Below are 22,651 nucleotides of genomic sequence, written 5' to 3'. Positions count from 1 at the left end.
CTTGATTTCGCTGTCCACGCGGGAGGGCACAAGTATGCCGCTCTGCATGTCACGGGCCAGCCGCAGGAATGTACGGGTCAGTTCACCCTCGATCTGGCCAAGGTCGCGCGCCGAGCGCGCCGCCCCCATCCGCGCCATCAGACCCGGCAAATCATAGCGCGCGGCTGGAAGGCCATGACGCTCGACCTCGCCAAGTGTGCGCACGAGTGCCTTGCGGCGGGCCAGATCCTCGGGGCTGGCGCCGGTCCAGATCGGGGCAAACCCGTTTTCCCGGTAAAATCCTGCAATATCACGGTCATCAGAAACAGTTTCAGCCAGTGCCTGCCGGAAGGCTGTGGACTGTGCCACGGCGGGCTGGCTGGTAAAAATTGCAGTCAAACCAAAAGCGGCCGCTGCGATCAGCAGACCAAAATCACGGCGCGTCTTCCCCAAGAACATTTATGACCTTCCCTTAAATCCGGCGTTTCAAAGCATCTCTGTTATACCTCTCCATTTAAGACCCTCTCAATTTTTTCCTAACACTTTGCTGTCAACTTTATGCGCAGGGCCGTGACTGCGGCCAAAATGCAGCGCGGTTCGCGCAATTCGGACACAGCGCCGAAAATTTGCGCGAAAATTTGCCGAAACCCCTTGATGCCCGCACATGACAGAAAATCAGGACTTGGTGGATGATTCTTGATGTGCAATAAAAGTTCACACATCTGGGGATGAAATGGCAAAGCCGCGGTACAGCGGCGTTTATGGTAGGCGACGGGACAGGCGCTAGAGACAATGACGAATGTAAAAAGCTCGCAGAGCATGACGCGGCGCGCGGTATTGGGGGCATTCGCAGCCACAGCAATATCAGCCGCCCCAACATTTTCCAATGCAGCAGGGTTTTTGCGCGGTGCAGGCGATATTCGCCGCCTTCGCATGACATCCCCGCGCACCGGCGAAAAGATGGACACGATCTATTGGATCGAGGGTGAATATCTTGACGAGGCGGTTCGCGAAATCTCGCTTTTCATGCGCGACTGGCGCACCGACGGGGTCAAGAACATCGACACCCGCACGATTGATATCCTTGCTGCAAGCCACAACCTTCTGGACGCGAGCGAGCCCTATACCCTGCTGAGCGGATACCGAAGCCCCAAGACCAACGCGATGCTGCGCCGCCGCTCGCGCGGGGTTGCCAAGAATTCCCGTCACATGATCGGCCAGGCCGCTGACCTGCGCCTTGGAAGTCGCTCGGTCAGCCAGATTTACCGCGCGGGCATTGCCTGTGGCGGTGGTGGCGTTGGGCGCTATTCAAGCAGCAACTTCGTGCATATGGATTGCGGCCCGGTCCGCAGCTGGGGCCGCTAAGGCCCTTTTATTCATCCAGCATAAACGCGAAAGGCCGGTCCAAAAGACCGGCCTTTGTGGTTTTGGGCCTGTAAACAGGTCAGGCGAACTTGGCGTTGCGAGCGGCCTGAAGCCGGGCAAAATCATCGCCCGCATGATAGCTTGAGCGCGTCAGCGGCGAGGCCGACACCATCAGGAACCCCTTGCCATAGGCCGCACGTTCATAGGCGGCAAATTCGTCCGGATGCACGAAACGATCCACCACATGGTGTTTCGGCGTCGGTTGCAGGTACTGACCGATGGTCAGGAAATCGATTCCCGCCGCGCGCATGTCATCCATTACCTGATGCACGGCCTGACGATCTTCGCCCAAGCCTACCATGATGCCCGATTTGGTGAACATGCTCGGATCAATGTCCTTGACCCGCTGCAACAGGCGCAGGCTGTGGAAATAGCGCGCACCGGCGCGCACCTCGGGGTAAAGGCCCGGCACGGTTTCAAGGTTGTGGTTGAACACATCCGGTTTGGCCCTGACCACGACTTCAAGTACTTCGGGGTCACAATGCAGGAAATCCGGCGTCAAAATCTCAATCGTGGTTCCGGGGCTACGGTGACGGATGGCGCGGATCGTCTGGGCGAAATGCTCCGCGCCGCCATCCTTGATGTCGTCACGGTCCACACTGGTCACGACCACATGCTTGAGGCCAAGTTTCTGCACGGCATCCGCCACCCGGCCGGGTTCGAAGGCGTCAAGGTCCTCGGGCGGCTTGCCGGTGGCGATATTGCAAAAGCTACAGGCGCGGGTACAGACCTCGCCCATGATCATCATGGTGGCGTGGCCCTGGCTCCAGCATTCTCCGGCATTGGGACAGCCGGCCTCTTCGCAGACCGTCACAAGCTTGTGCTCGCGCATGATCTTGTGGGTTTCGAAATAGCCTTTGCTGGTCGGGGCCTTTACCCTGATCCAATCCGGTTTCTTCGGCTGGGCATTGTCCGGCCGATGCGCCTTTTCGGGATGGCGCTGGCCGGGGACTTTGAGATCACGCACGAATTTTTCCCCGCGAATGGTTTGGTAACACTCGTCTACCATAATTCATGGCGATGGGAAGTGCCAGTAATGCAAGGCCGTTACCTGGCTGATACATCTGAGTGAAGAGTACCCATCGCATTTACCGAGTGACCCTGGTGTGACCGGCCCGTGTCCTTGCGGATGCGGGCCGCGTAATCTGCGTGGCAAGGGCGGGATGTCACAGGCCCCGTGCCGTGTCGATCAGCGATTGACCGACCGATTGCAAGACCTCTGCCAGCGTGGCAAACCACGCCTCGTTCTGCGAACTTTGGCGCCGCACAAGGGCAATCTGGCGGGCCGGCTCCGGATCTGAAAAGCGCCGCAGATGCATGCCCGGCGCGGTGCGCTGTTCGATCTTGGCGGCAATTTCCGGCATCAGGGTAAGCCCGAATCCCGCCTCGACCAGTCGCGAGAGCGTGGCCAGCGACGACGCCCCCATGTCGATCTGGGCATGACCCCGACCGCGACCGCAAACCTCAAGGGCCTGATCGGTCAGGCAATGGCCGTCCTCCAAAAGCAAGAGCGGGCTTTGGTCGAGCGCGGCGGGGCGCAAGGTCTCGGCGGCGGGGCCAAGGGCGGCAAGCCGCGCTTTGGTGCCTGCCAAAAGAAAACGGTCCTCGAACAGCGGCCATTGATTCAGCCCCTCGGCGGCAATCGGCAGCGCGACGATAGCGGCGTCAAGCTGACCGGTCTGCACCTCCTGGATAAGCTGATCCGTCTTAGCCTCGCGCACCTGAACATCAAGCGAGATGTCACGGCTGCGAAGTGCCTCGAGTGCGGCGGGCAGGATATAGGGCGCGATCGTCGGGATGATTCCAAGCGACAGCCGCCCCGCCAGCCCCTCTTGCCAGCGCGCGGCCTCGGTTAGGGCCTGCATTTCGTCAAGCACGCGGGTGGCATGGGTGAGAATCAGCCGCCCGAACGGCGTCAGAACCACATCGCGCGCCCGCCGCTCGACAAGCTTTTCGCCAAGCGCTGCCTCCATCTCGCGGATTTGCACGGAAAGCGCGGGTTGTGAAATGCTTACCACCTCGGCTGCGCGGCCGAAATTGCGCTGTTCGCACAGCGCGCGAAAGTAACTGAGTTGACGAAGCGTGATGTTCATAGGGGTAAGTTATGCAAATCCCGAAAAACCACAAGACGCGATTATCACATGTGCCGCCATCCCGCAGGCTTGCGATGGCGGGCCGCTGGCCTATGCTGGGGCGAATTCCGCAAAAAGGACGCCAGGCGCGATCATGGACAGGCAAGCAGAACCGGGCAGCGACTCTCCGCTTGGGCGGACACAGGAGTATCTCAAGCAGATCGTGTTTGGCGGCACCGACGGCATCGTCACCACATTCGCGATCGTGGCGGGGTTTGCGGGAGCACAGGCCGAGGGCGTGGCCCAGATCGGCGGGTTGGCGGTTCTGGTGTTCGGCCTTGCCAACCTTTTTGCCGATGCGGTCAGCATGGGGCTGGGGGAATTCCTGTCGCTGCGCGCACAGCACGATCTTTACCGCTCGCGCCATGCCGCGCGCCTGCGTGATCTGGCCAGCCACCCTGCAAGGCAAACCGCGATGATGGCAGATATTCTGCACGCGCGCGGCCTGACGGGTGAAGAGGCAATGACGACCGCGACCATCCTGTCACGCCATCCCGGCGCGATGACCGAACTTATCCTCAACTACAAGATGGGTTTGCGTGATCCCAAGGTTGAAAGCCCTGCCCTGAACGGGATTTTCACCTTTGCGGCTTTTGTCACCTTTGGCGTCATACCGCTGGTGCCCTACCTCTTGGCCGATGCCACGCCGACAACCACCGTCTGGTCGGTGGCGGCCACTCTTGTGTCTCTGCTGTTGCTGGGGTTTCTGCGCTGGACGGCAACCGGCGAGCGGCTTTTGCGCACCCTCGGCGAGACCGTGCTTGTGGGCACGGTCTGCGCGTCGGTGGCCTTTGTGGTGGGGGCGCTGGTCGGGGGTTAGCCGATCATCCCGCCCGCCTCGCCCAGACCGGCATAATGCCGTTTGAGCCGCTGCAAGGCGATCCGCAGCACGATTTTTCCCGATCGCGCCGACCAGCCCATTTTCCTTTCCGCCCGTTCAAGCCCTTCCAGATAGCAACAGCACCGCAGCACAACATCGCCAAGCCCCGGACCAAGGTCGCGCAATGCCCCCGCGACCCGCGCGCGGGCCGCATCCGCGCCATAGCCCGGAGCCACCGTACCGCCGCTCTGATCGTCGACGCAGGTCAGGAAACGATCCCAGTTCTGCGTGGTGCGCGGCGCCATATGCGACAGTTCGAAATCTTCGCGAAGACGCTCGCCTACACGCACGAGATCATCGCTCAGAAACGGAGTTCCGTCCTTGTCGCGGCGCCGCGCAAGCGCGATCAGCGGCGTTTCGGTCAACCCATAGCGCATGCGCTTGCCGACCGCCGCCTTTTGGGCGCTTGGGGCGTCTGCGTCCTGACCGATCTTGCCATCGGCAAAGCCCGAAGCCTCGTTTTCGGCCTCTGCCAGCATCGCCCCAAGTGCGCTTCGTCCGGCGGCGGTGACATGATAGCGGGCAATCCGGCCAGGAACTTCGCAGGCGATCCAATGCTTGAGGGCCATCGCCTCGGCCACCTCGCGATCGACGACAGCCATGCGCGAGGGCTGTCCGCTGCCGGTGTCGCGCACCACCACCGCCTTGTCCATGCCCACAGAGACCGCAAGAACCGCGCCGACCTCGCACAGGCGGCGCAAGACACGCCGGGCTTCGGATTTCAGGCGCGTCTCGCTCAGGGCTGTGTCGTCGTCGGGCAACTGTCTGGTCTGGCTTGTCATTTTGGCCTCCTTGGTAGGGAAACCGGCAATCTTTAAGTGTGACACCTGTTGGCCGAGGCGGCGCAGCGCCTCATCGACCAGTAAATCGTCGCGGCGTGTTTCGAACATCCGGATCTGACGCAGCACGGTTGAGGCATGCCGCCCCGCCCGCCGCGCCAGCGCACGGATCGGCGTACCGGTTTCGGTATGGGCAAGGTAATGCAGTGCCGCCTCAGGCACCCAGGATGGCACCTGTTGCAAATCTTGTTTTGGTGCACATCCCTCGCGCATTTTCCACCCCTTACAGTCAGCCACGACATGCCCGGGAAACGGCCCGGCATTTATCCACAGAATTACACACAACCTAAACGGGCAAAGATTACCGGTTCGTTAATCGTTTCCGGAAAATCAACCATTGTTGACAATTCGTAAACAAATCCGAACGCCTGCGCGCGGAGTCAGGGGGACAACGCAACATCGATCACACCCGTGCAACTAAGGAGGCAATCAACCTATGGGAGCATAAAGAGATGAACGATATTCTAACGACGCTTGACCGCCTGCGCCGCCCTCCCCTTTTGATCCGTGCCGCGCGCATCGGGGTGTCGGATTATCATCGCGGGCCACATCTGCGCCGCCATCTCGGTTTTGGTGCCCTGCCGCGCAGCGGTGCCGCCCTTGTCCGGCTCGTCGAGATCGAGGCCGAACTTGAGCGCGACAGAAAACAGCGCGCGGCGGGATATTCCGCCGCGCGCCATGTGGATGTTCTTATCGCGATGATGGGCGAGGCGCGGCTGATGCGCGCCACCCGCCTTGCGAGCGTTGTTTAACTGAACGCGTCGGGCATCGATTCCTTCTTGGTGGCCACAAAGGCCTCCAGGGCTTCGGCAATCGCCGGGTCAAGCGGCGGTTGCTGATAATCCCCGAGCATCTTCTTGACCCGTGCATTCGCCAGCGTCATGGTATCGCGCTCGCCCTCTTCGGCCCAGGTCTCAAACGGTTTGTAATCGAACAGCTCACTGCGCCAGAAGGCGTTCTTGAAATTCGCCTGGGTATGGGCGCAGCCAAGGTAATGGCCGCCGGGGCCAACCTCGCGGATGGCATCCATCGCCTGGGCGTTTTCATCGGTCTCGACGCCACGTGCGAGGTGGTGCAGCGTCCCAAGCTGATCCGCATCCATCACGAATTTCTCAAAGCTGGACACAAGCCCGCCCTCAAGCCAGCCACAGGAGTGCAGCATGAAGTTCACCCCGGCCATCAGCCCGACATTCAGGCTGTTGGATGTTTCATAGGCGGCCTGCGCATCCGGCAGCTTCGAGCCATTGAACGATCCCGACGAGCGATACGGCAGGCCAAGGCGGCGTGCAAGCTGACCGGCGCCATAGGTGATATGCGCGGCCTCGGGGGTGCCAAAGGTCGGCGCCCCCGAATTCATGTCGATCGAGGTCACGAAGGCGCCCATGATCATCGGCGCGCCGGGGCGGATCAGCTGGCTATAGGCGATGCCGGCCAGAGCCTCGGCCAGAACCTGCGTCAGTGTGCCCATCACGGAAACCGGCGCCATCGCGCCGCCAACGATGAAGGGCGACAGGATACAAGCCTGGTTGTTCTGCGCATAAACCTCAAGCGAGCCCATCATCACATCGTCAAAGGTCATCGGAGAGTTGACGTTGATCAGGCTGGTCATCACCGTGTTGTCCTGCACGAAGTCCTTGCCGAACAGGATGCCGCACATGTCGACGCTGTCCTGAGCGCGGCTTGGTTCGGTGACCGATCCCATGAACGGCTTGTCCGACAGGGTCATATGGGCATGCAGCATATCAAGGTGACGCTTGTTCACCGGGATATCGGTCGGCTCGCAGACGGTCCCGCCCGAATGGTGAAGCCATTTCGACATATAGCCCAGCTTCACGAATTTGCGGAAATCGTCCATCGTGGCATAGCGACGGCCACCTTCCATGTCGCGCACGAAGGGCGGGCCGTAAACCGGCGCAAGCACAAGTGACTTGCCGCCGATTTCGACCGTGCGCTCGGGGTTGCGGGCGTGCTGGATGATGCGTGATGGCGCCGTCGAGCAAAGCTTGCGGGCAAGGCCGCGCGGGATGCGCACGCGCTCGCCGGTGACATCCGCACCGGCATTGCGCCAGCGCTCAAGGGCCGCCGGATTGTCGACGAAATTCACGCCGACCTCTTCAAGAATGATGTCGGCGTTGGTCTCGATGATCTCAAGCGCCTCTTCGGTCAGAACCTCGAAATTGGGAATGTTGCGCTCGATATAACGCGCGGTCTCGACGCTTACGGCGGTGCGTTCGGCGCGCCGTGCAGCCCCGCCGCCACCCCGTGCCCGTCTGCCGCGTACTTCTGCTTCTGCCATGATTGCGCCCTCTATATGGTCAATTGCTAACGCTAAATCGCCCGCCGATACGGCAGGGGTTGTCCTGTAATACCGTTTCGCCCAGCCGCGCCACGAGAGGATTCCGGCGAATGCGGGGAAAAAGCGACATTCCCCGAACTCGATGGCACCCTGCCCCATGAAAATGATGAATCCCATTGTGATGATTCCGCAGCGGTTTGATTTTATTTGCCCACGGTCGCGTCAGGGGCTGGCAGATCCGGAGGCAATTTGCGCTATTGCAAGAAAAAAACTTATGCTCTGAAGGGACAGTAACGATGAAGGCGATGTTTGATCGCGGGGCCAAGGCCTGCGCTGTGCTGGGGCTTTGCCTGTTCAGCACGCCCGCATTTTCGACCAACGGATATTTTGCCAATGGCTATGGCGGCAAATCCAAGGGCATGGCGGGGGCTGGTGTGGCCGTGTCCACCGGCGTTCTCGGCATGGCGCAGAACCCGGCCACCGGGGTCGAGGTCGGCAATGCCGCTGGCTTTTGCCTGACCACCTTCGCGCCGGATCGCACCGTCCGTATCGCCCCCGGCGGGCCGCTGACGGCGGGAACGCACAAGAGCAAAAACGACGTTTTCCTGATTCCCTGTGGCGGCGCCAACTGGGCCCTTGACGAACGTTCATCGCTTGGGGTTTTCGTCTTTGCCAATGGCGGGATGAATACCGAATACAAGACCAACTTCTTTTCCGGCCTCGGCGCCGGATCGGCGCCTTTGGGCGTCAACCTGGAACAGGCTTTTGTGACGGTCAATTACGCCCGCAAGGTCAGTGATCAGCTAACCCTCGGGATTTCGCCGATCCTTGCGGTGCAGCGTTTCAAGGCTACCGGGCTTGAGGCGTTTTCCGGTCTCTCGATTGCGCCCGGCAATGTCACGAACCGTGGCCATGACTGGTCCACGGGGCTGGGGTTCAACCTTGGTTTGCTATACGAGGCGAACGCGCAATGGACCTTCGGGGCGGCCTATCGCAATCGCATCCAGATGTCGTCGTTCAGCAAATATCGCGGGCTTTTTGCCGGTGGCGGCGATTTTGACGTGCCGGCCATCCTGACGCTTGGGGCGGCCTATACCCTTGCAAATCAGCCTAAATTGACCATCACCGGCGAATATCAGCGGATTTATTACGGTGATGTGAAAGCCATCGCGAACACAAGCGCCCCGCCACAAGGCCCGCTTGGCGCCACCAATGGCGTCGGCTTTGGCTGGAAAGATGTCGATGTCCTGCGTCTGGCCGCGCTCTATCGTCAGAGCGACCGCCTGACGCTGCGCACCGGGATCAGCTATTCCACCGAATTCACCAGCAATCGCGAGGCGGTGATCAACACCATCGCGCCTGCCGCGCCCCAATGGCATGCCTCTTTCGGCGGCAGCTACAAGATCAACGACCGCTGGGGATTCACCTTTTCCTATACCCATGCGTTTGCAAACAGCATCACCGGCGTGAATCCGGCGCTGACCGGCGTGGCTCAGCCCGTACGCCTCAGAATGCGTCAGCACGAGATCGCAACCGGCCTCAGCTACCGTTGGTAAGACGCGGCTTTCTCTTGCGCAAAACGCGGGTGCGCTATACGAGGCGGTCATGAGCCAGATATCCCATGACCGCCTCTTGATTATAGACTTTGGCAGCCAGGTAACGCAGCTGATCGCGCGTCGCCTGCGTGAGCTGAATGTTTATTGTGAAATCCACCCCTATCAGAACGTCACCGACGCCTTCCTGACAGAGTTTGCGCCCAAGGCCGTGATCCTGTCGGGCGGCCCGTGCAGCGTGATCGACGAAGGATCGCCGCGCCCGCCCGCAAGCGTATTCGACCTTGGCGTGCCGATCCTCGGGATTTGCTATGGCCAGCAGGTGATGATGCAGATGCTTGGCGGCAATGTCGAACGCGGCGATGGCACCGCCGAGTTTGGCCGCGCCTATGTCACCCCGACCGAGGATCGCATTCCGCTGCTCAACGGCTGGTTCCTTGAGACCCGCGAACAGGTCTGGATGAGCCACGGCGACCACGTGAGCAAGATCGCCCCCGGCTTTGCTGTCTATGGCACCTCGCCGAACGCGCCCTTTGCGGTCACCGCCGATCTCAACCGCAATTTCTTTGCCGTGCAGTTCCACCCCGAGGTGCACCATACCCCGAACGGCAAGACGCTCTATGAAAACTTCGTCCGTCTGGCCGGGTTCACTGGCGACTGGACCATGGGCGCCTATAAGGAAGAGGCAATCCGCATCATCCGCGAACAGGTCGGCGACAAACAGGTGATCTGTGGCCTCTCGGGGGGCGTCGATAGTTCGGTGGCCGCCGTTCTGATCCACGAGGCGATCGGCGATCAGCTGACCTGCGTCTTTGTCGATCACGGTTTGCTGCGTCTCAACGAGGCCGACGAAGTCGTCTCGATGTTCCGCGACAACTATAACATCCCGCTGATCCACGCCGATGAATCAGAACTGTTCCTGGGTGAGCTTGAAGGCGTAAGTGACCCGGAAACAAAGAGAAAGATCATTGGCCGCCTGTTCATCGACGTATTCCAGAAATACGCCAATCAGATCGAGGGCGCCGAGTTTCTGGCTCAGGGCACGCTTTACCCCGACGTGATCGAGTCGGTCAGTTTCTCGGGTGGCCCGAGCGTCACCATCAAGTCGCACCACAATGTCGGCGGCCTGCCCGAAAAGATGGGCCTCAAGCTTGTCGAGCCGCTGCGCGAACTGTTCAAGGACGAGGTCCGCGCGCTTGGCCACGAACTTGGCCTGCCCGCCAGCTTTATCGGACGCCACCCGTTTCCGGGGCCGGGTCTTGCCATTCGCTGTCCGGGTGAGATTACCCGCGAAAAGCTTGAGATCCTGCGCAAGGCCGATGCGGTCTATATCGACCAGATCCGCAAGCACGGGCTTTACGATGACATCTGGCAGGCCTTTGTCGCCATCTTGCCGGTGCGCACGGTTGGCGTGATGGGCGACGGGCGAACCTATGACTTTGCCTGCGCCCTGCGCGCGGTGAATTCGGTCGACGGCATGACGGCGGATTACTATCCGTTCAGCCACGAGTTCCTTGGCGAAACCGCCACCCGGATCATCAACGAGGTCAAGGGCATCAACCGCGTCACCTATGACGTGACCAGCAAACCGCCCGGTACGATTGAGTGGGAGTGAGCGGCGGATATCAACACCGCGTTTGCGGGCGAACCTTCTGTTTTGGGGATGCCCACAGCGCACTGGCACCGCTGTACCAGGACAGGAGATAGCATGCCCCTTAAAGAATATCTCGATCAGAAGTTAATGGACCGCGGTCGTATCTCCCAGAAAGCCGTCGCGCAGTCCGACGTCAAAGAGCTGACCAATGATTTTCGAGCCGCCTACACCCCGGCGCGTCTGGTCCGCATTGGTGGTGATGGCGACGGCGGGTACATGATGCCCGACGATTTTGACGGGATCACCCATTGCTTTTCACCCGGCGTAGCTGAATGACCATCGCCTCGGTGCCGCCATCCACCGATCCGCGCGCCGTTTTGCGAGCGGCGCTTTGGATGCTGGGCGCGGTGCTGGCGTTTTCCTCGATGGCGGTGGCGGGCCGTGCGGTCAGTTTCGAGCTCGATACATTCGAGATCATGATGTACCGGAGCATGATCGGCCTTGCCCTCGTCGTGCTCGTCGGGGGCATGACAGGTCATTATCGTCAGATCACCAGCCGCAGTCCGGGCGCGCATCTGATCCGCAACCTGTTTCACTTTTCTGGTCAGAACCTCTGGTTCTACGCGATCACGGTGATCCCCCTTGCGCAGGTCTTCGCGCTTGAGTTCACCGCCCCGCTCTGGGTGCTCGTACTCTCGCCGCTGGTGCTTGGCGAACGGCTGACGCGCATGCGCGTGCTGGCGGCGGTCATCGGGTTCATCGGAATTCTTGTCGTTGCGCGGCCAAGCCCCGAAACCCTGAGCCTCGGCACCATGGCCGCCGCTGCCGCTGCGGTCGGCTTTGCCGGTTCGATCCTGTTCACCAAGCGTCTGACCCGCAGTGAGACACTGACCTGCATCCTGTTCTGGATGACCCTTAGCCAAAGTGTCTTTGGCCTGATCTGCGCCGGGATAGACGGTGATATCGCCCTGCCCTCGCTGCCCTCGACGCCTTGGCTCGCGGTGATCGCCTGCGGCGGGCTGACGGCGCACTTCTGCCTGACCACGGCGCTGTCGATTGCCCCGGCCACCCTTGTAAGCCCGGTCGATTTCACCCGCCTTCCGCTGATCGCGGTGATCGGCCTGCTGGTCTATAACGAGCCGATTGACGCGATGGTCATTCTTGGAGCGTTGATCATTTTCGGGGCGAACTATTTGAATTTATGGTCGGAAACGGCAAAAAGACGCTGATCGTCCCACATTTCGGCCTTGATGTGTGACCAACGGGCCACCACACCCTTCCCTGACGTCAGTGACGCCGCGTCAAAGATTGACCGATGCATTTCAGCCTATAAACATCCGCTAACTTCTGGAGGAGCGGAATAATGACTAAACTCACACTCGCCGCCATCACGGCTTTTTTGGCGGCTGCAGGCTCGGCAAATGCCGGCGAGATTGAACGCCGGGGCGACCCATCGATGCTTTTGTTCGTCGAAGGTAAAAACTATGTGGAGGTTTCCGCATCAACTGTTCAACCCAGCGTTTCCGGTGCGCCGCGAGGTGTGCCAACCGGCCCGACTGGCAATATTCAGGAAGGGTATCAATCGTTCGCGGGTGGCTACAAACATCAGTTGAATGAAAAGGTTGCTCTGGCCTTCGTCATCGACGAACCTGTTGGGGCTTCGGTAAATTACAACAGACCCGGCGCGTTTTTCAGCGGATCGAATGCAGAAGTGAACTCTATCGCCTTTACCGGGTTGGCCAAGTATCAGGTCAATGACCAGGTAAGCGTATATGGCGGTCTGCGCTACATGGGCCTTAGTGGAAACATTCTGGTTATTTCGCCGGCCACAGGCGGCAGCCCCGTGGCGCCACCTGCACCTTATACCCTCAACGTGGATAAGGATTATCAGTTCGGCTATCTTCTGGGCGCGGCCTATGAAATCCCCAGCATCGCAATGCGCGTCGCGCTGACCTATGAATCCAAAACCGAGCATGATTTCAACGACAACAACGGGACACCCTTTGAAGTAGAAATCCCGCAGGCCTTCACGCTACACGCTCAATCCGGCATTGCCGCAGATACGCTGCTTTTCGGCTCTGTCAAATGGCGGGAATGGACGAAATTCAAGGTCCAACCGGCCGATTTCTTCCAGTTTAGCCCTGCCCCTGTAAATGTGCCTATTGCCAGTGGCACCAGCGATGTCTGGACCTATGAACTTGGTCTGGGTCGCAAGTTTAATAAAAACTGGAGTGGTGCCGCCATTCTGGGATATGAAAAGGATGAAGGCGATGTCGTCGGCAACCTTTCAGGCAAGGATGGCTATATCAGCTACGGGCTGGCGGTCACCTATGAAACCGAGGCCCTGAAAGTCACCACCGGTATTCGCTATTTTGATATAGGCAACGCGAACACCTCGGTATCAAGCTTTTCGAACAATGATGCCATTGCGTTCGGCACCAAGGTCGGGTTTAAATTCTAAACGCCCGTCGTAAGCAGGATCAAACCCCGTCCGTAAATCGGACGGGGTTTTTCGTGGCCCAACGGGGCTTTGGATTTGACCCGCCCCGCATCCCTTTGTACGACGATGCCAAAGGGGACCGGCGATGATTTACACTTCGGCAGAGGACTGGCAGGCGGCGACGCATAAACGGGTGCTGTTTTACGGCATGTCCGGCCTTGGCAAGACGTATCTGTCAAACATGCTGCGCGAGGGCGGCGACTGGTTTCACTATTCAATAGATTACCGTATCGGCACGCGCTACATGGGCGAGCTGATTGCCGATAACGCAAAGGCCCATGCCATGCAGGTGCCGTTCCTGCGCGACCTGTTGTTGACGGATTCGATCTATATCGGCTCGAACATCACGTTTCATAATCTCGCGCCGGTCTCGACCTACCTCGGCAAACCGGGTGATCCGGCCAAAGGCGGCCTGCCGATTGACGAATACCGCCGTCGCCAGGAACAGTTCCGCCAGGCCGAGATCTCGGCCCTGATGGATACCGCGCATTTCATCCACCGCGCCGGGGCGCTTTATGGCTATCCGAATTTCATCTGCGATACCGGCGGGTCGATCTGCGAATGGGTCGAGGGCGATGATCCCGATGATCCGATCCTGACCGAGCTGTCGCAGCATTGCCTGTTGATCTATATTGAAGGCAACGAGGCGCATACCCGCGAACTTATCCGCCGGTTTGACCGCGCGCCCAAGCCGATGGCCTATCAACCCGAGTTTCTGGATCGCGCCTGGGCTGAATACCTGGATGAAAACAACGTTCAGGCTGATAAAGTTGATCCTGACAGCTTTATCCGCTGGACCTATGCGCGCGCGCTTGCCCACCGCCAGCCGCGCTATCGCGCGATGGCGCCCTGGGGCGTCACGGTCTGTGCCGATGAGGTCGCGACGGTCAAAACCCCCGCCAATTTCGATCGCCTGATCGCGACAGCCCTTGAGCGCCGCGCTGATACGCCTATCTAACACCTTCACCGCCAAGAAAGCCCTAACCGATGCCAATCAAGATCCCCGCCGACCTGCCTGCCTATGACGTGCTTACGCGCGAAGGCGTCATGGTCATGGACGAGGATCAGGCCGCCCGTCAGGACATTCGCCCGCTGCGGATCGGGTTGCTCAACCTGATGCCGAAGAAAATCCAGACCGAGAACCAGTTTGCCCGGCTGATCGGCGCGACCCCGCTTCAGATCGACCTGCAACTGATCCGTATGAGCGAGCATCAGGCCAAGAACACCGCCGCCGAACATATGGAAAGCTTTTATCGCACCTTTGAAGAGGTCGAATCCTCGGGCGACAAATTTGACGGGCTGATCATCACCGGCGCACCGATCGAGCATCTGGATTTCGACGCCGTCACCTATTGGGCCGAACTTGAGCGGGTGTTCGAGTGGACCCAGACCCATGTGCATTCGACCTTTGGCGTCTGCTGGGGTGGGATGGCGATGATCAACCATTTTCACGGTGTGAAAAAGCATATGCTGGACCACAAGGCCTTTGGCTGTTTTAGGCATCGCAACCTTGTGCCTTCCTCGCCGTATTTGCGCGGATTCTCCGACGATTGCGTGATTCCGGTCAGCCGCTGGACCGAAATGCGTCAGGACGAGATTGAGGCGGCGGATGGTCTGACCACGCTGTTGTACAGTGACGAGGTCGGCCCCGCCCTGGTCGAGGATCCGGGCCACCGCGCGCTCTATATCTTCAACCACTTTGAATATGACAGCGACACCCTCAAGCAGGAATATGACCGCGACATAGAAGCGGGCACACCGATCAACATGCCCTGCAATTATTATCCGGGCGATGATCCGTCAAAGGCGCCGCTGAACCGTTGGCGCAGCCATGCCCATCAACTCTATGGCAACTGGATCAACGCGATCTATCAGTCGACGCCGTTTGATATGAATGACATTGGCCGTTAAATCCCTCGTGATCATCGCGCTGCTGCTGGCCGCCCTGTGGGCCTATGCCCAGCACCGCGCCCGCACGCAAGAGGCCCGCGCCGAAGCCGCCTTCCCCCCCGAGGGGCAGATCATCCGGGTTGACGGCCACGCCGTACATGCGGTGATCATGGGGCCCGATGATGCGCCCGATCTGGTGCTGCTCCACGGCGCCTCGGGCAATACCCGCGACATGACCTTTGACCTGGCACCGAAACTTGCCCGTGACTTTCGCGTCATCGTGTTCGATCGCCCCGGCCTTGGGTATACCGCGCGGATCAATCACAGCGGCGCCACCATCACAGAGCAGGCCGACCTGTTGCAGAAAGCCGCGCAACAGCTTGGCGCGGAACGCCCCATTGTTCTTGGCCACAGCTATGGCGGCGCAGTCGCCCTTGCCTGGGCGGTGACGCGCGCGCAAAACATCTCCGGGCTGGTCATGTTGGCGGGGGCCGCCAAGCCATGGGATACCGGGCTTTCGACCTATTACCGGGTTCTGTCACACCCTGTCCTCGGGCCGCTGGTGATCCCCTTCCTGACCGCCTTTGTCGACAATAGCCGGGTTGAACAGACCGTCGGTGAAATATTCGAGCCACAGACCGCCCCCGATGGGTATTTGCACCATATCGGCGCCGGTCTGACCCTGCGCCGCGACAGCCTGCGCGCCAATGCCTTGCAACGCGCCAATCTTCTTGCCGAGGTAGAGGCGATCCATACCCGATACGGCGAGATCGACCTGCCGGTCGAAATCCTTCACGGAACCGCAGACACCACCGTGGGCCTGCATATCCATTCCGAACCCCTGTCGCGCCAGATAGACGGATCGGTCCTGACGCCCCTGCCCGGCATCGGACATATGCCCCAGCATGCAGCCCCCGCCGAGGTGATTGCCGCCATCCACCGCGTCGCCGCCCGCGCGCAATTGCACCCCGCCCGCTGAGCGGCCATAGTGATTTAAAACATTAACGAGGCCCCGACCATGGATCTGCCCTTTGACGGCGCGATCAGCGCTTTTTTCGAAAACGACGTTCCCGACGATATCCGCAACGAAATCCGTCGCGCGGACAAGGGCGATATACTGGGCAATGACTTTCCCTATTCCGAACGCATGCCGCGCAAGGCCTATGAAAAGGACCTGGAAAAGCTTCAGATCGAACTGGTCAAACTTCAGGCCTGGGCGCGCGAAAGCGGCGCGCGGGTTGTCTGTGTTTTCGAGGGCCGCGATGCGGCCGGCAAAGGCGGCACGATCAAACGGTTTCGCGAGAACCTGAACCCCCGTGGTGCACGCGTCGTCGCCCTGCCGAAACCCTCGGACACCGAGGCCACGCAATGGTATTTCCAGCGCTATATCGACCATCTCCCGGGCGGAGGCGAAATCGTGTTCTACGACCGAAGCTGGTACAACCGGGGCGTTGTGGAAAAGGTATTCGGGTTTTGCACGAACGAACAGCGCGAGCATTTCTTTGCCCAGGTGCCGGATTTTGAACGGATGCTGGTGGACGAAGGCATCTACCTGTTCAAATTCTGGCTCAACGTCGGGCGTGCCGAACAGCTTCGCCGGTTTCTTGGCCGCGAAAACGATCCGCTCAAGCAATGGAAGCTAAGCTGGATCGACGTCGAGGGCCTTAGGAAATGGCAGGACTACAGCACCGCCATCTCCGAAACCCTGACCCGGAGCCATAGCGATCACGCGCCCTGGACTGTGATCCGCGCGGATGACAAGCGCCGCGCGCGCCTTGCAGCGATCCGTTCTGTGCTGACCTCGATCGACTATGCCCGCAAGGACAGCCGCGCCATCGGCGCGCTTGACCCGGCCATCGCCGCCGGGCCAGAGATATGGAATGGCTAAACAGGGTTATCATCATGGCAATCTGCGCCAGACGCTTGTCGATGGCGCGCTGACCCTGATCGAAACCAAGGGCCCGGCCGGGTTTACCCTGTCACAGGCCGCCAAGAGCGCGGGCGTGACGCCTGCCGCTGTCTATCGCCATTTTGCCGGGCGCGACGATCTGATTTCCGAGGCCGCGCGCCAGGGCTATGTCCTGTTTGCCGACCGGCTTGAAGCCGCGGCAGGGACCGCGCCCCGTGGTGCGGCTCGGATTCACGCGCTTGCCCGCGCCTATCTTGCCTTTGCCCGAAGCAACCCTGGCCACTACATCGCCATGTTCGAAAGCAACGTCGACATTGATCGCCAACCCGAACTGGCACGGGCCGCCGGGCGCGCACGTGCCCTCATGCATGCCGCCTGTGATGCGCTCTGCCCGCAGATTGCCCCCGAGCGCTGCCCCGAGGCAAGCCTGCTGAACGCGCATATCTGGGCGCTGAGCCATGGCGTCGTCGAGCTGTTCCTGCGCAATTCGGCAGGTTTGTCCGATCACGCCGCACCCGAGGACATGCTTGAGGCGGGGCTTTCCACCTATTTGCGGGGTCTCGGTGTCAACGCCTAGGGCATAGTATCCGTGCGAAAAACGAAAAAGCGCAGCCCTGGGCTGCGCTTTTCCAATCTGGGAACCACGGTAACGTGGCTGTATCGCTTAACGCTTCGAGAACTGGAAGCTCTTGCGCGCTTTGGCCTTGCCGTATTTCTTACGTTCCACAACGCGGCTGTCGCGTGTCAGGAAGCCAGCGGCTTTCAATGCGCCACGCAGCGAGGGATCATAAAGCTGAAGCGCTTTCGAGATGCCGTGCTTGACCGCACCGGCCTGACCCGAAAGACCACCGCCCTTGACGGTTGCCATGACGTCGAACTGATCTTCGACACCGGCCACGGTAAAGGGCTGGCGCAGGATCATCTGCAACACGGGACGCGCAAAATAAACGTTCATTTCACGACCGTTGACAACGACCTTGCCGGAACCCGGCTTGATCCAGACGCGGGCGACCGCATCTTTCCGCTTGCCAGTGGCATAGGAACGGCCAAGTTCGTCACGAACCTGTTCATGGGTCACCACGGTTTCGGCCACGGCGGCAACGCCGTCTGCGATCGATTCCAGACCTTCGAGGGATTTGATTTCGTCAGCCATCAGTATGCCACCCGCGTATTCTTGGAGTTCATGGATTTGACATCCAGCACCGCGGGGCTCTGGGCCTCGTGGGGGTGCTCGGAACCTGCATAGACGCGCAGGTTGGTCATCAGCGTGCGCGACAGGCGGTTGCCCGGAAGCATGCGCTTGACGGCCTGCATCACGACGCGCTCGGGGTATTTCCCTTCCAGGATCTGGCCCGTGGTGCGCGACTTGATACCACCGGGGTGGCCGGTGTGCCAATAATTCGGCTTTTCGCGCTTGTTGCCGGTCAGTTGTACCTTGTCGGCATTGATGACGATCACGTTGTCACCCATGTCCATGTGGGGGGTAAAGCTGGCCTTGTGCTTGCCGCGCAGGCGAACGGCGATGATCGAGGCAAGACGACCAAGAACAACGCCTTCGGCGTCGATCAGGATCCATTTCTTGTCGATATCTGCCGGGGTAGCAGAGAATGTTTTCATTTCAGGCAAAACCTTGTGCTTGATCTTTGGTCTTGATCAGTCTCGGCCGCGATTGGGCGGCGCTGATACGATGGGCGGTTTATAGACGCTTTAAACACCACGTCAACCATCATTCGCCCAATAAAACATAGCAAAAACAAAGCATTACAAATTGGGTAATATAATACCCCACATAGCCCGACGATTTCCCCGCAACTGCGGCCCGCCCTAACCTACTTGGGCGGGATCGCATAGGTCAGGCTGGCGCGCGCCACCGGCTCGGCCATGCCCTCGGAAAAGATCAGCGTTTCACCCACCGACAGGCTCCGCCCAAGCTTGAGCAGGCGACATTCGGCAATAAGGTCGACACCTGCCGCCGGTTTTCTCATGAAATCAATGCTGCAATTTGTGGTGACGGCCAGCGCCTTGGGGCCGATCATCGCCAGCGTCGCCAGATACACGGCCACATCCGCCAGCGCAAAGATCGACGGGCCGGAAACCGTTCCGCCGGGGCGCAAATGCTTTTCAGCCACCACAAGGCGGACACGCACCCGCATATCGCCAACCTCTTCGATTACAAAATCGCCCTCGACCTGTGGAAATTCCTGATCAAGAAATACCGTCAGTTCGTCGCGCGTCATTTTAAGGCTCATGCTTTGCTCCCTGCTCAATCGCGCGCTAGAATGGCCACAAGCTTTGAAGGGATACAAGATGCCAATTCTCGACCGCCAGGATACCGGCCCCATTGCCCGGCTCACATTGAACGCTCCGGAAAAACTCAACGCGCTGAGCGATGCGATGCTGGCCGCCCTCCAGGCACAGTTCGACCAGCTGGCCGAGGACAAGACCATTCGGGTCGTGACCCTTTCCGGCGCCGGCAAGGCGTTTTGCGCGGGTCACGATCTCAAGGAAATGACCGCCGGGCGCCAGTCGCCCGATGGCGGACGCGCCTATTTTGCCGATCTGTTCAATCGCTGCACCAGCGTCATGCGCGCGATCCGCACCCTGCCCCAGCCCGTCATCGCCGCCCCGCATGGTATCGCCACCGCTGCCGGTTGTCAGCTTGTGGCAAGCTGCGATATGGCGGTAGCGGCCCATGGCACCCGCTTTGGCGTGAACGGGGTGAATATCGGGCTGTTCTGCTCGACGCCCATGGTCGCGCTCAGCCGCAATATCCCGCGCAAACAGGCCTTCGAGATGCTCACCACCGGTGAATTCATCGACACCACCCGCGCCGCAGAGCTTGGCCTGATCAACCGCGCCGTGCCGCCCGAGGACCTGGAGGCGAGTACGCTGGCCCTTGCCGAGACTGTCGCCGCCAAATTGGCAAGCGCGGTGCGCATCGGCAAACGCGCCTTTTACGAGCAACTCGAAATGGGGTTCGACGCGGCCTATGCCCATACCGGCGCCGTGATGGTGGAAAACATGCTTGATCGTGACACGGCCGAAGGCATCAACGCCTTCATCGAGAAACGCGCCCCGGACTGGGACCAATGAGCGCCCCTTTTCAAAGCCCCTGCAATCGCCTACATGCCGCGCCATGAGCAAAACATTACATATCATCGGCGGCGGCATGGCCGGCTCCGAGGCCGCATGGCAGGCCGCCAACATGGGCGTGCCGGTTGTCATTCACGAAATGCGCCCGAAGGTGAAAACCTTTGCCCATCGCACCGGCGATCTGGCCGAAATGGTCTGTTCCAACTCGTTCCGCTCGGATGACGATGAACAAAACGCGGTCGGCCTGTTGCATTGGGAAATGCGCACGGCCAACGGCCTTATCATGCAAACCGCCGAAAAGCACCGGATTCCCGCCGGCGGTGCGCTTGCGGTCGACCGCGACCCCTTTGCGCAATCGGTGACGGCGGCGCTTATGGCGCATCCCAATATCACCGTTGAATATGGCGAGATTGATGCGCTGCCCGAAGACGGCCACTGGATCATCGCCACCGGGCCGCTCACCTCGGAAGGCCTGGGCCGCGCGATTGCCACCGAAACCGGCGCCGAGTCGCTGGCATTTTTCGACGCCATCGCACCGATCCTCTATTACGACAGCATCGACATGTCGCGCGCCTGGATGCAGTCGCGCTATGACAAGGGCGAAACCGAGGAAGAGCGCACCGCCTACCTCAACTGCCCGATGGACAAACCGCAATACGAGGCATTCATCGACGCGCTTCTGGCCGCCGAAAAGACCGAATTCCACGAGGGGGAAACAGCGAGCTATTTCGACGGCTGCCTGCCGATCGAGGTCATGGCCGAGCGCGGCCGCGAGACCCTGCGGCACGGCCCGATGAAGCCGGTCGGCCTGACCAATCCGCATCAGCCCGATATCAAACCCTGGGCTGTGGTTCAGCTGCGCCGCGACAACGCATTAGGAACGCTCTATAACATCGTGGGATTTCAGACAAAAATGAAATACGGCGCGCAAAAAAAAGTCCTGCGCATGATCCCCGGCCTGGAAAATGCAAGCTTTGCCCGTCTGGGTGGCATCCACCGCAATACCTTTATCAATTCGCCAACCCTTCTGGACAATCAGATGCGCCTGCGCTCACGCCCGCATATCCGCTTTGCCGGTCAGATCACCGGCGTCGAAGGCTATGTCGAATCCGCCGCCATGGGTCTTTTGGCCGGTCGTATGGCCGCCGCCGAAATCCTCGGGCGCCCGCTTGCCGATCCGCCGCAGGATAGTGCCATGGGCGCGCTGATCCATCACATTACCGGTGGGGCCGAGGCCAAGACCTTTCAGCCGATGAACGTCAATTTCGGCCTGTTCCGCCCGGTTGATGGCCTCAAGGGCGGGCGGCGTGGCCGCAAGGACCGCTACAAGGCCTATACCGACCGTGCCAAAGCTGCCTGGCGGAACTGGCTGGCCCAGTCTCTGCTGGACGTGGCGTAACTCTTCGGCCACTCTGAGGATATGAGCGATACCATGCTGGATAAGGCCTCCGGGCTTGAGCCGCCCAACGATACCAGCCGGAGTTTCGGGCATTGGGCGGCCGCTGATGCCATCGCTGCGGCGCGCCTATGGGGCAAGAAAGACGCCCCGCACCGGCCCGAAACATGGTTTAACTTCACCACCTATCTATCTAAAATATCGTGACTTTCACCACCAGATTTGCGCCATCACCCACCGGACCGCTCCACCTTGGTCATGCCTTTTCGGCCCTCACCGCGCATGACATGGCCATCGCCTCTGGCGGCACGTTTCACCTGCGCATCGACGATATAGATCAAAGCCGGAGTCGCCCCGCCTGGGAGGCGCAGATTTTCGACGATCTGCACTGGCTGGGCCTGACATGGCCGGAACCGATCCTGCGCCAGTCCGAGCGCTTGCCGCTTTATCGCAAAGCCCTCTCCCGTCTCTGGCAGATGGGCCTGCTCTACCCCTGCGCCTGCACCCGCGCCGATATACGCGCCGCGGCCTCTGCCCCTCAGGAAGGTGCCTGCCTGCACGGGCCGGATGGGCTGATCTATCCCGGCACCTGCCGTCCCGCCACGCCGCCCACAGGAGCGATGCCCGAAGATAGCGCCCTGCGCCTTGATATGGCAGGCGCGCTTGCCCGCCTGCCCGCACCGCCGGATTTCACCGAAACCGGCCTGGGCCCAAACGGCGAATCTGGACTGATCACATCTGCGAACATGGCCCGAACCGTCGGTGATGTGGTCCTCGCACGGCGCGACATGGCTGCGTCATATCATCTCTCGGTGGTGGTCGACGACGCCGACCAGCAGATAACCCATGTGATCCGTGGCCAGGACCTGTTCGAAGCCACCCAGATTCATGTGCTTTTGCAGGACCTGCTCGGACTGCCCCGCCCGCTCTATCATCACCACCGGCTGATCCGTGATGAGACCGGCAAACGTCTTGCAAAGCGCGACGATGCCCGCGCCATCGCAACCTATCGCGCCGAGGGAGCCACCCCCGCCGACATCAGGCGCATGATCGGCCTCTGACCTTCTTCTTGGTCCAAATACTCAATCAGCACTCTGCATCGGCGCCATGATCTCGATTTCATCGCCCGCCCGCACAGCCGTATAGAAACAACTGCGCCGATTGG

General features: G+C 60.3%; 24 protein-coding genes and 1 pseudogene. 17 read left to right on the top strand and 8 right to left on the bottom strand.

Annotated elements, in window-relative coordinates:
- Positions 1–438 (bottom strand): annotated as a pseudogene (locus tag QZ522_RS09030) (murein L,D-transpeptidase); the annotation flags it as partial.
- A 333-nt stretch (positions 439–771) separates the two neighbouring features.
- Between QZ522_RS09030 and QZ522_RS09025 the strand changes: the two are divergent.
- Positions 772–1,344, top strand: a complete 573-nt coding sequence (locus QZ522_RS09025) for a DUF882 domain-containing protein (protein ID WP_294610071.1) — start codon at positions 772–774, stop codon at positions 1,342–1,344.
- Positions 1,345–1,423: 79 nt separating this feature from the next.
- Here QZ522_RS09025 and lipA read toward each other — a convergent pair whose 3' ends face one another.
- Positions 1,424–2,371 carry a lipoyl synthase gene (gene lipA, locus QZ522_RS09020; protein ID WP_294610069.1) on the bottom strand — a complete coding sequence of 316 codons (948 nt, stop codon included), beginning with the start codon at positions 2,369–2,371 and terminating at the stop codon, positions 1,424–1,426.
- A 199-nt stretch (positions 2,372–2,570) separates the two neighbouring features.
- Positions 2,571–3,497, bottom strand: a complete 927-nt coding sequence (locus QZ522_RS09015; protein WP_294610066.1) for a hydrogen peroxide-inducible genes activator — start codon at positions 3,495–3,497, stop codon at positions 2,571–2,573.
- A gap of 133 nt (positions 3,498–3,630) precedes the next feature.
- On the opposite strand from QZ522_RS09015, the gene QZ522_RS09010 reads away from it, so the two are divergent.
- Complete coding sequence (locus QZ522_RS09010) at positions 3,631–4,356, top strand: VIT1/CCC1 transporter family protein (RefSeq protein WP_294610063.1); 726 nt, start codon at positions 3,631–3,633, stop codon at positions 4,354–4,356.
- On the opposite strand, the gene QZ522_RS09005 is transcribed toward QZ522_RS09010, so the two are convergent.
- Positions 4,353–5,468, bottom strand: coding sequence for a DUF6456 domain-containing protein (locus tag QZ522_RS09005; protein ID WP_294610061.1), 1,116 nt, complete (start codon positions 5,466–5,468; stop codon positions 4,353–4,355). The two genes, QZ522_RS09010 and QZ522_RS09005, sit on opposite strands and share 4 nt — an antisense overlap.
- Positions 5,469–5,707: 239 nt before the next feature.
- On the opposite strand from QZ522_RS09005, the gene QZ522_RS09000 reads away from it, so the two are divergent.
- Positions 5,708–6,007, top strand: a complete 300-nt coding sequence (locus QZ522_RS09000; protein ID WP_294610058.1) for a DUF6477 family protein — start codon at positions 5,708–5,710, stop codon at positions 6,005–6,007.
- On the opposite strand, the gene QZ522_RS08995 is transcribed toward QZ522_RS09000, so the two are convergent.
- The gene (locus tag QZ522_RS08995; RefSeq protein WP_294610055.1) at positions 6,004–7,551 is read right to left on the bottom strand and encodes a trimethylamine methyltransferase family protein; all 1,548 of its coding nucleotides are present in this window, start codon (positions 7,549–7,551) and stop codon (positions 6,004–6,006) included. The genes QZ522_RS09000 and QZ522_RS08995 overlap by 4 nt on opposite strands.
- Positions 7,552–7,847: 296 nt before the next feature.
- Here QZ522_RS08995 and QZ522_RS08990 point away from each other — a divergent pair, with 296 nt between their 5' ends.
- The 10 genes from QZ522_RS08990 to QZ522_RS08945 all read left to right on the top strand — a co-directional run bounded on the left by QZ522_RS08990 (position 7,848) and on the right by QZ522_RS08945 (position 17,574).
- Positions 7,848–9,107, top strand: a complete 1,260-nt coding sequence (locus QZ522_RS08990; protein ID WP_294610052.1) for an outer membrane protein transport protein — start codon at positions 7,848–7,850, stop codon at positions 9,105–9,107.
- Positions 9,108–9,156: 49 nt separating this feature from the next.
- On the top strand, positions 9,157–10,719 hold the full coding sequence (gene guaA / locus QZ522_RS08985; RefSeq protein ID WP_294610049.1) for a glutamine-hydrolyzing GMP synthase: 1,563 nt from the start codon (positions 9,157–9,159) through the stop codon (positions 10,717–10,719).
- A gap of 93 nt (positions 10,720–10,812) precedes the next feature.
- Positions 10,813–11,034, top strand: a complete 222-nt coding sequence (locus tag QZ522_RS08980; RefSeq protein ID WP_294610046.1) for a hypothetical protein — start codon at positions 10,813–10,815, stop codon at positions 11,032–11,034.
- Positions 11,031–11,927, top strand: a complete 897-nt coding sequence (locus tag QZ522_RS08975) for a DMT family transporter (RefSeq protein WP_294610043.1) — start codon at positions 11,031–11,033, stop codon at positions 11,925–11,927. The genes QZ522_RS08980 and QZ522_RS08975 overlap by 4 nt, the downstream gene beginning before the upstream one ends.
- Positions 11,928–12,061: 134 nt before the next feature.
- Positions 12,062–13,159: an outer membrane protein transport protein gene (locus tag QZ522_RS08970; protein ID WP_294610040.1), complete on the top strand. Its 1,098-nt coding sequence runs from the start codon at positions 12,062–12,064 to the stop codon at positions 13,157–13,159.
- A 124-nt stretch (positions 13,160–13,283) separates the two neighbouring features.
- On the top strand, positions 13,284–14,156 hold the full coding sequence (locus tag QZ522_RS08965; protein WP_294610037.1) for an ATPase: 873 nt from the start codon (positions 13,284–13,286) through the stop codon (positions 14,154–14,156).
- 29 nt (positions 14,157–14,185) lie between these two features.
- Positions 14,186–15,109: a homoserine O-succinyltransferase gene (gene metA / locus QZ522_RS08960; RefSeq protein WP_294610034.1), complete on the top strand. Its 924-nt coding sequence runs from the start codon at positions 14,186–14,188 to the stop codon at positions 15,107–15,109.
- Positions 15,093–16,067, top strand: a complete 975-nt coding sequence (locus QZ522_RS08955) for an alpha/beta hydrolase (RefSeq protein ID WP_294610032.1) — start codon at positions 15,093–15,095, stop codon at positions 16,065–16,067. Before metA ends, QZ522_RS08955 begins: the two co-directional genes overlap by 17 nt.
- Before the next feature lie 39 nt (positions 16,068–16,106).
- Positions 16,107–16,976: a polyphosphate kinase 2 gene (gene ppk2 / locus QZ522_RS08950; RefSeq protein ID WP_294610029.1), complete on the top strand. Its 870-nt coding sequence runs from the start codon at positions 16,107–16,109 to the stop codon at positions 16,974–16,976.
- Entirely contained in the window at positions 16,969–17,574 is a 606-nt protein-coding gene (locus QZ522_RS08945; protein ID WP_294610027.1) for a TetR/AcrR family transcriptional regulator, read from the top strand. Before ppk2 ends, QZ522_RS08945 begins: the two co-directional genes overlap by 8 nt.
- A gap of 87 nt (positions 17,575–17,661) precedes the next feature.
- Here the strand turns inward: QZ522_RS08945 and rpsI are convergent, their stop codons facing one another.
- The 3 genes from rpsI to QZ522_RS08930 form a co-directional block, all read right to left on the bottom strand.
- Positions 17,662–18,150: a 30S ribosomal protein S9 gene (gene rpsI / locus QZ522_RS08940; protein ID WP_294610024.1), complete on the bottom strand. Its 489-nt coding sequence runs from the start codon at positions 18,148–18,150 to the stop codon at positions 17,662–17,664.
- Positions 18,150–18,614: a 50S ribosomal protein L13 gene (gene rplM, locus QZ522_RS08935; RefSeq protein ID WP_085825176.1), complete on the bottom strand. Its 465-nt coding sequence runs from the start codon at positions 18,612–18,614 to the stop codon at positions 18,150–18,152. Before rplM ends, rpsI begins: the two co-directional genes overlap by 1 nt.
- 212 nt (positions 18,615–18,826) lie before the next feature.
- Positions 18,827–19,246: a PaaI family thioesterase gene (locus QZ522_RS08930; RefSeq protein WP_294610017.1), complete on the bottom strand. Its 420-nt coding sequence runs from the start codon at positions 19,244–19,246 to the stop codon at positions 18,827–18,829.
- 58 nt (positions 19,247–19,304) lie between these two features.
- On the opposite strand from QZ522_RS08930, the gene QZ522_RS08925 reads away from it, so the two are divergent.
- Genes QZ522_RS08925 through gluQRS form a run of 4 tightly spaced genes read left to right on the top strand, consistent with a single transcriptional unit; the run spans position 19,305 to position 22,547 of the window.
- The gene (locus QZ522_RS08925; RefSeq protein ID WP_294610014.1) at positions 19,305–20,090 is read left to right on the top strand and encodes an enoyl-CoA hydratase; all 786 of its coding nucleotides are present in this window, start codon (positions 19,305–19,307) and stop codon (positions 20,088–20,090) included.
- A gap of 43 nt (positions 20,091–20,133) precedes the next feature.
- Positions 20,134–21,489 (top strand): methylenetetrahydrofolate--tRNA-(uracil(54)-C(5))-methyltransferase (FADH(2)-oxidizing) TrmFO, encoded by a 1,356-nt coding sequence (trmFO, locus tag QZ522_RS08920; RefSeq protein ID WP_294610011.1) that lies wholly within the window; start codon positions 20,134–20,136, stop codon positions 21,487–21,489.
- 21 nt (positions 21,490–21,510) lie between these two features.
- Entirely contained in the window at positions 21,511–21,693 is a 183-nt protein-coding gene (locus QZ522_RS08915) for a hypothetical protein (protein WP_294610009.1), read from the top strand.
- A complete protein-coding gene (gene gluQRS, locus QZ522_RS08910; RefSeq protein ID WP_294610008.1) occupies positions 21,690–22,547 on the top strand; it encodes a tRNA glutamyl-Q(34) synthetase GluQRS in 858 nt (285 codons plus the stop codon). The genes QZ522_RS08915 and gluQRS overlap by 4 nt, the downstream gene beginning before the upstream one ends.
- The last annotated feature ends 104 nt before the right edge of the window (positions 22,548–22,651 follow it).

It is taken from the genome of uncultured Roseovarius sp. (assembly GCF_913054395.1).
GTDB lineage: Bacteria > Pseudomonadota > Alphaproteobacteria > Rhodobacterales > Rhodobacteraceae > Roseovarius.
The sequence above is the reverse complement of the archived record's forward strand: the minus strand, read 5'-3'. Positions and strand labels throughout refer to the sequence as shown.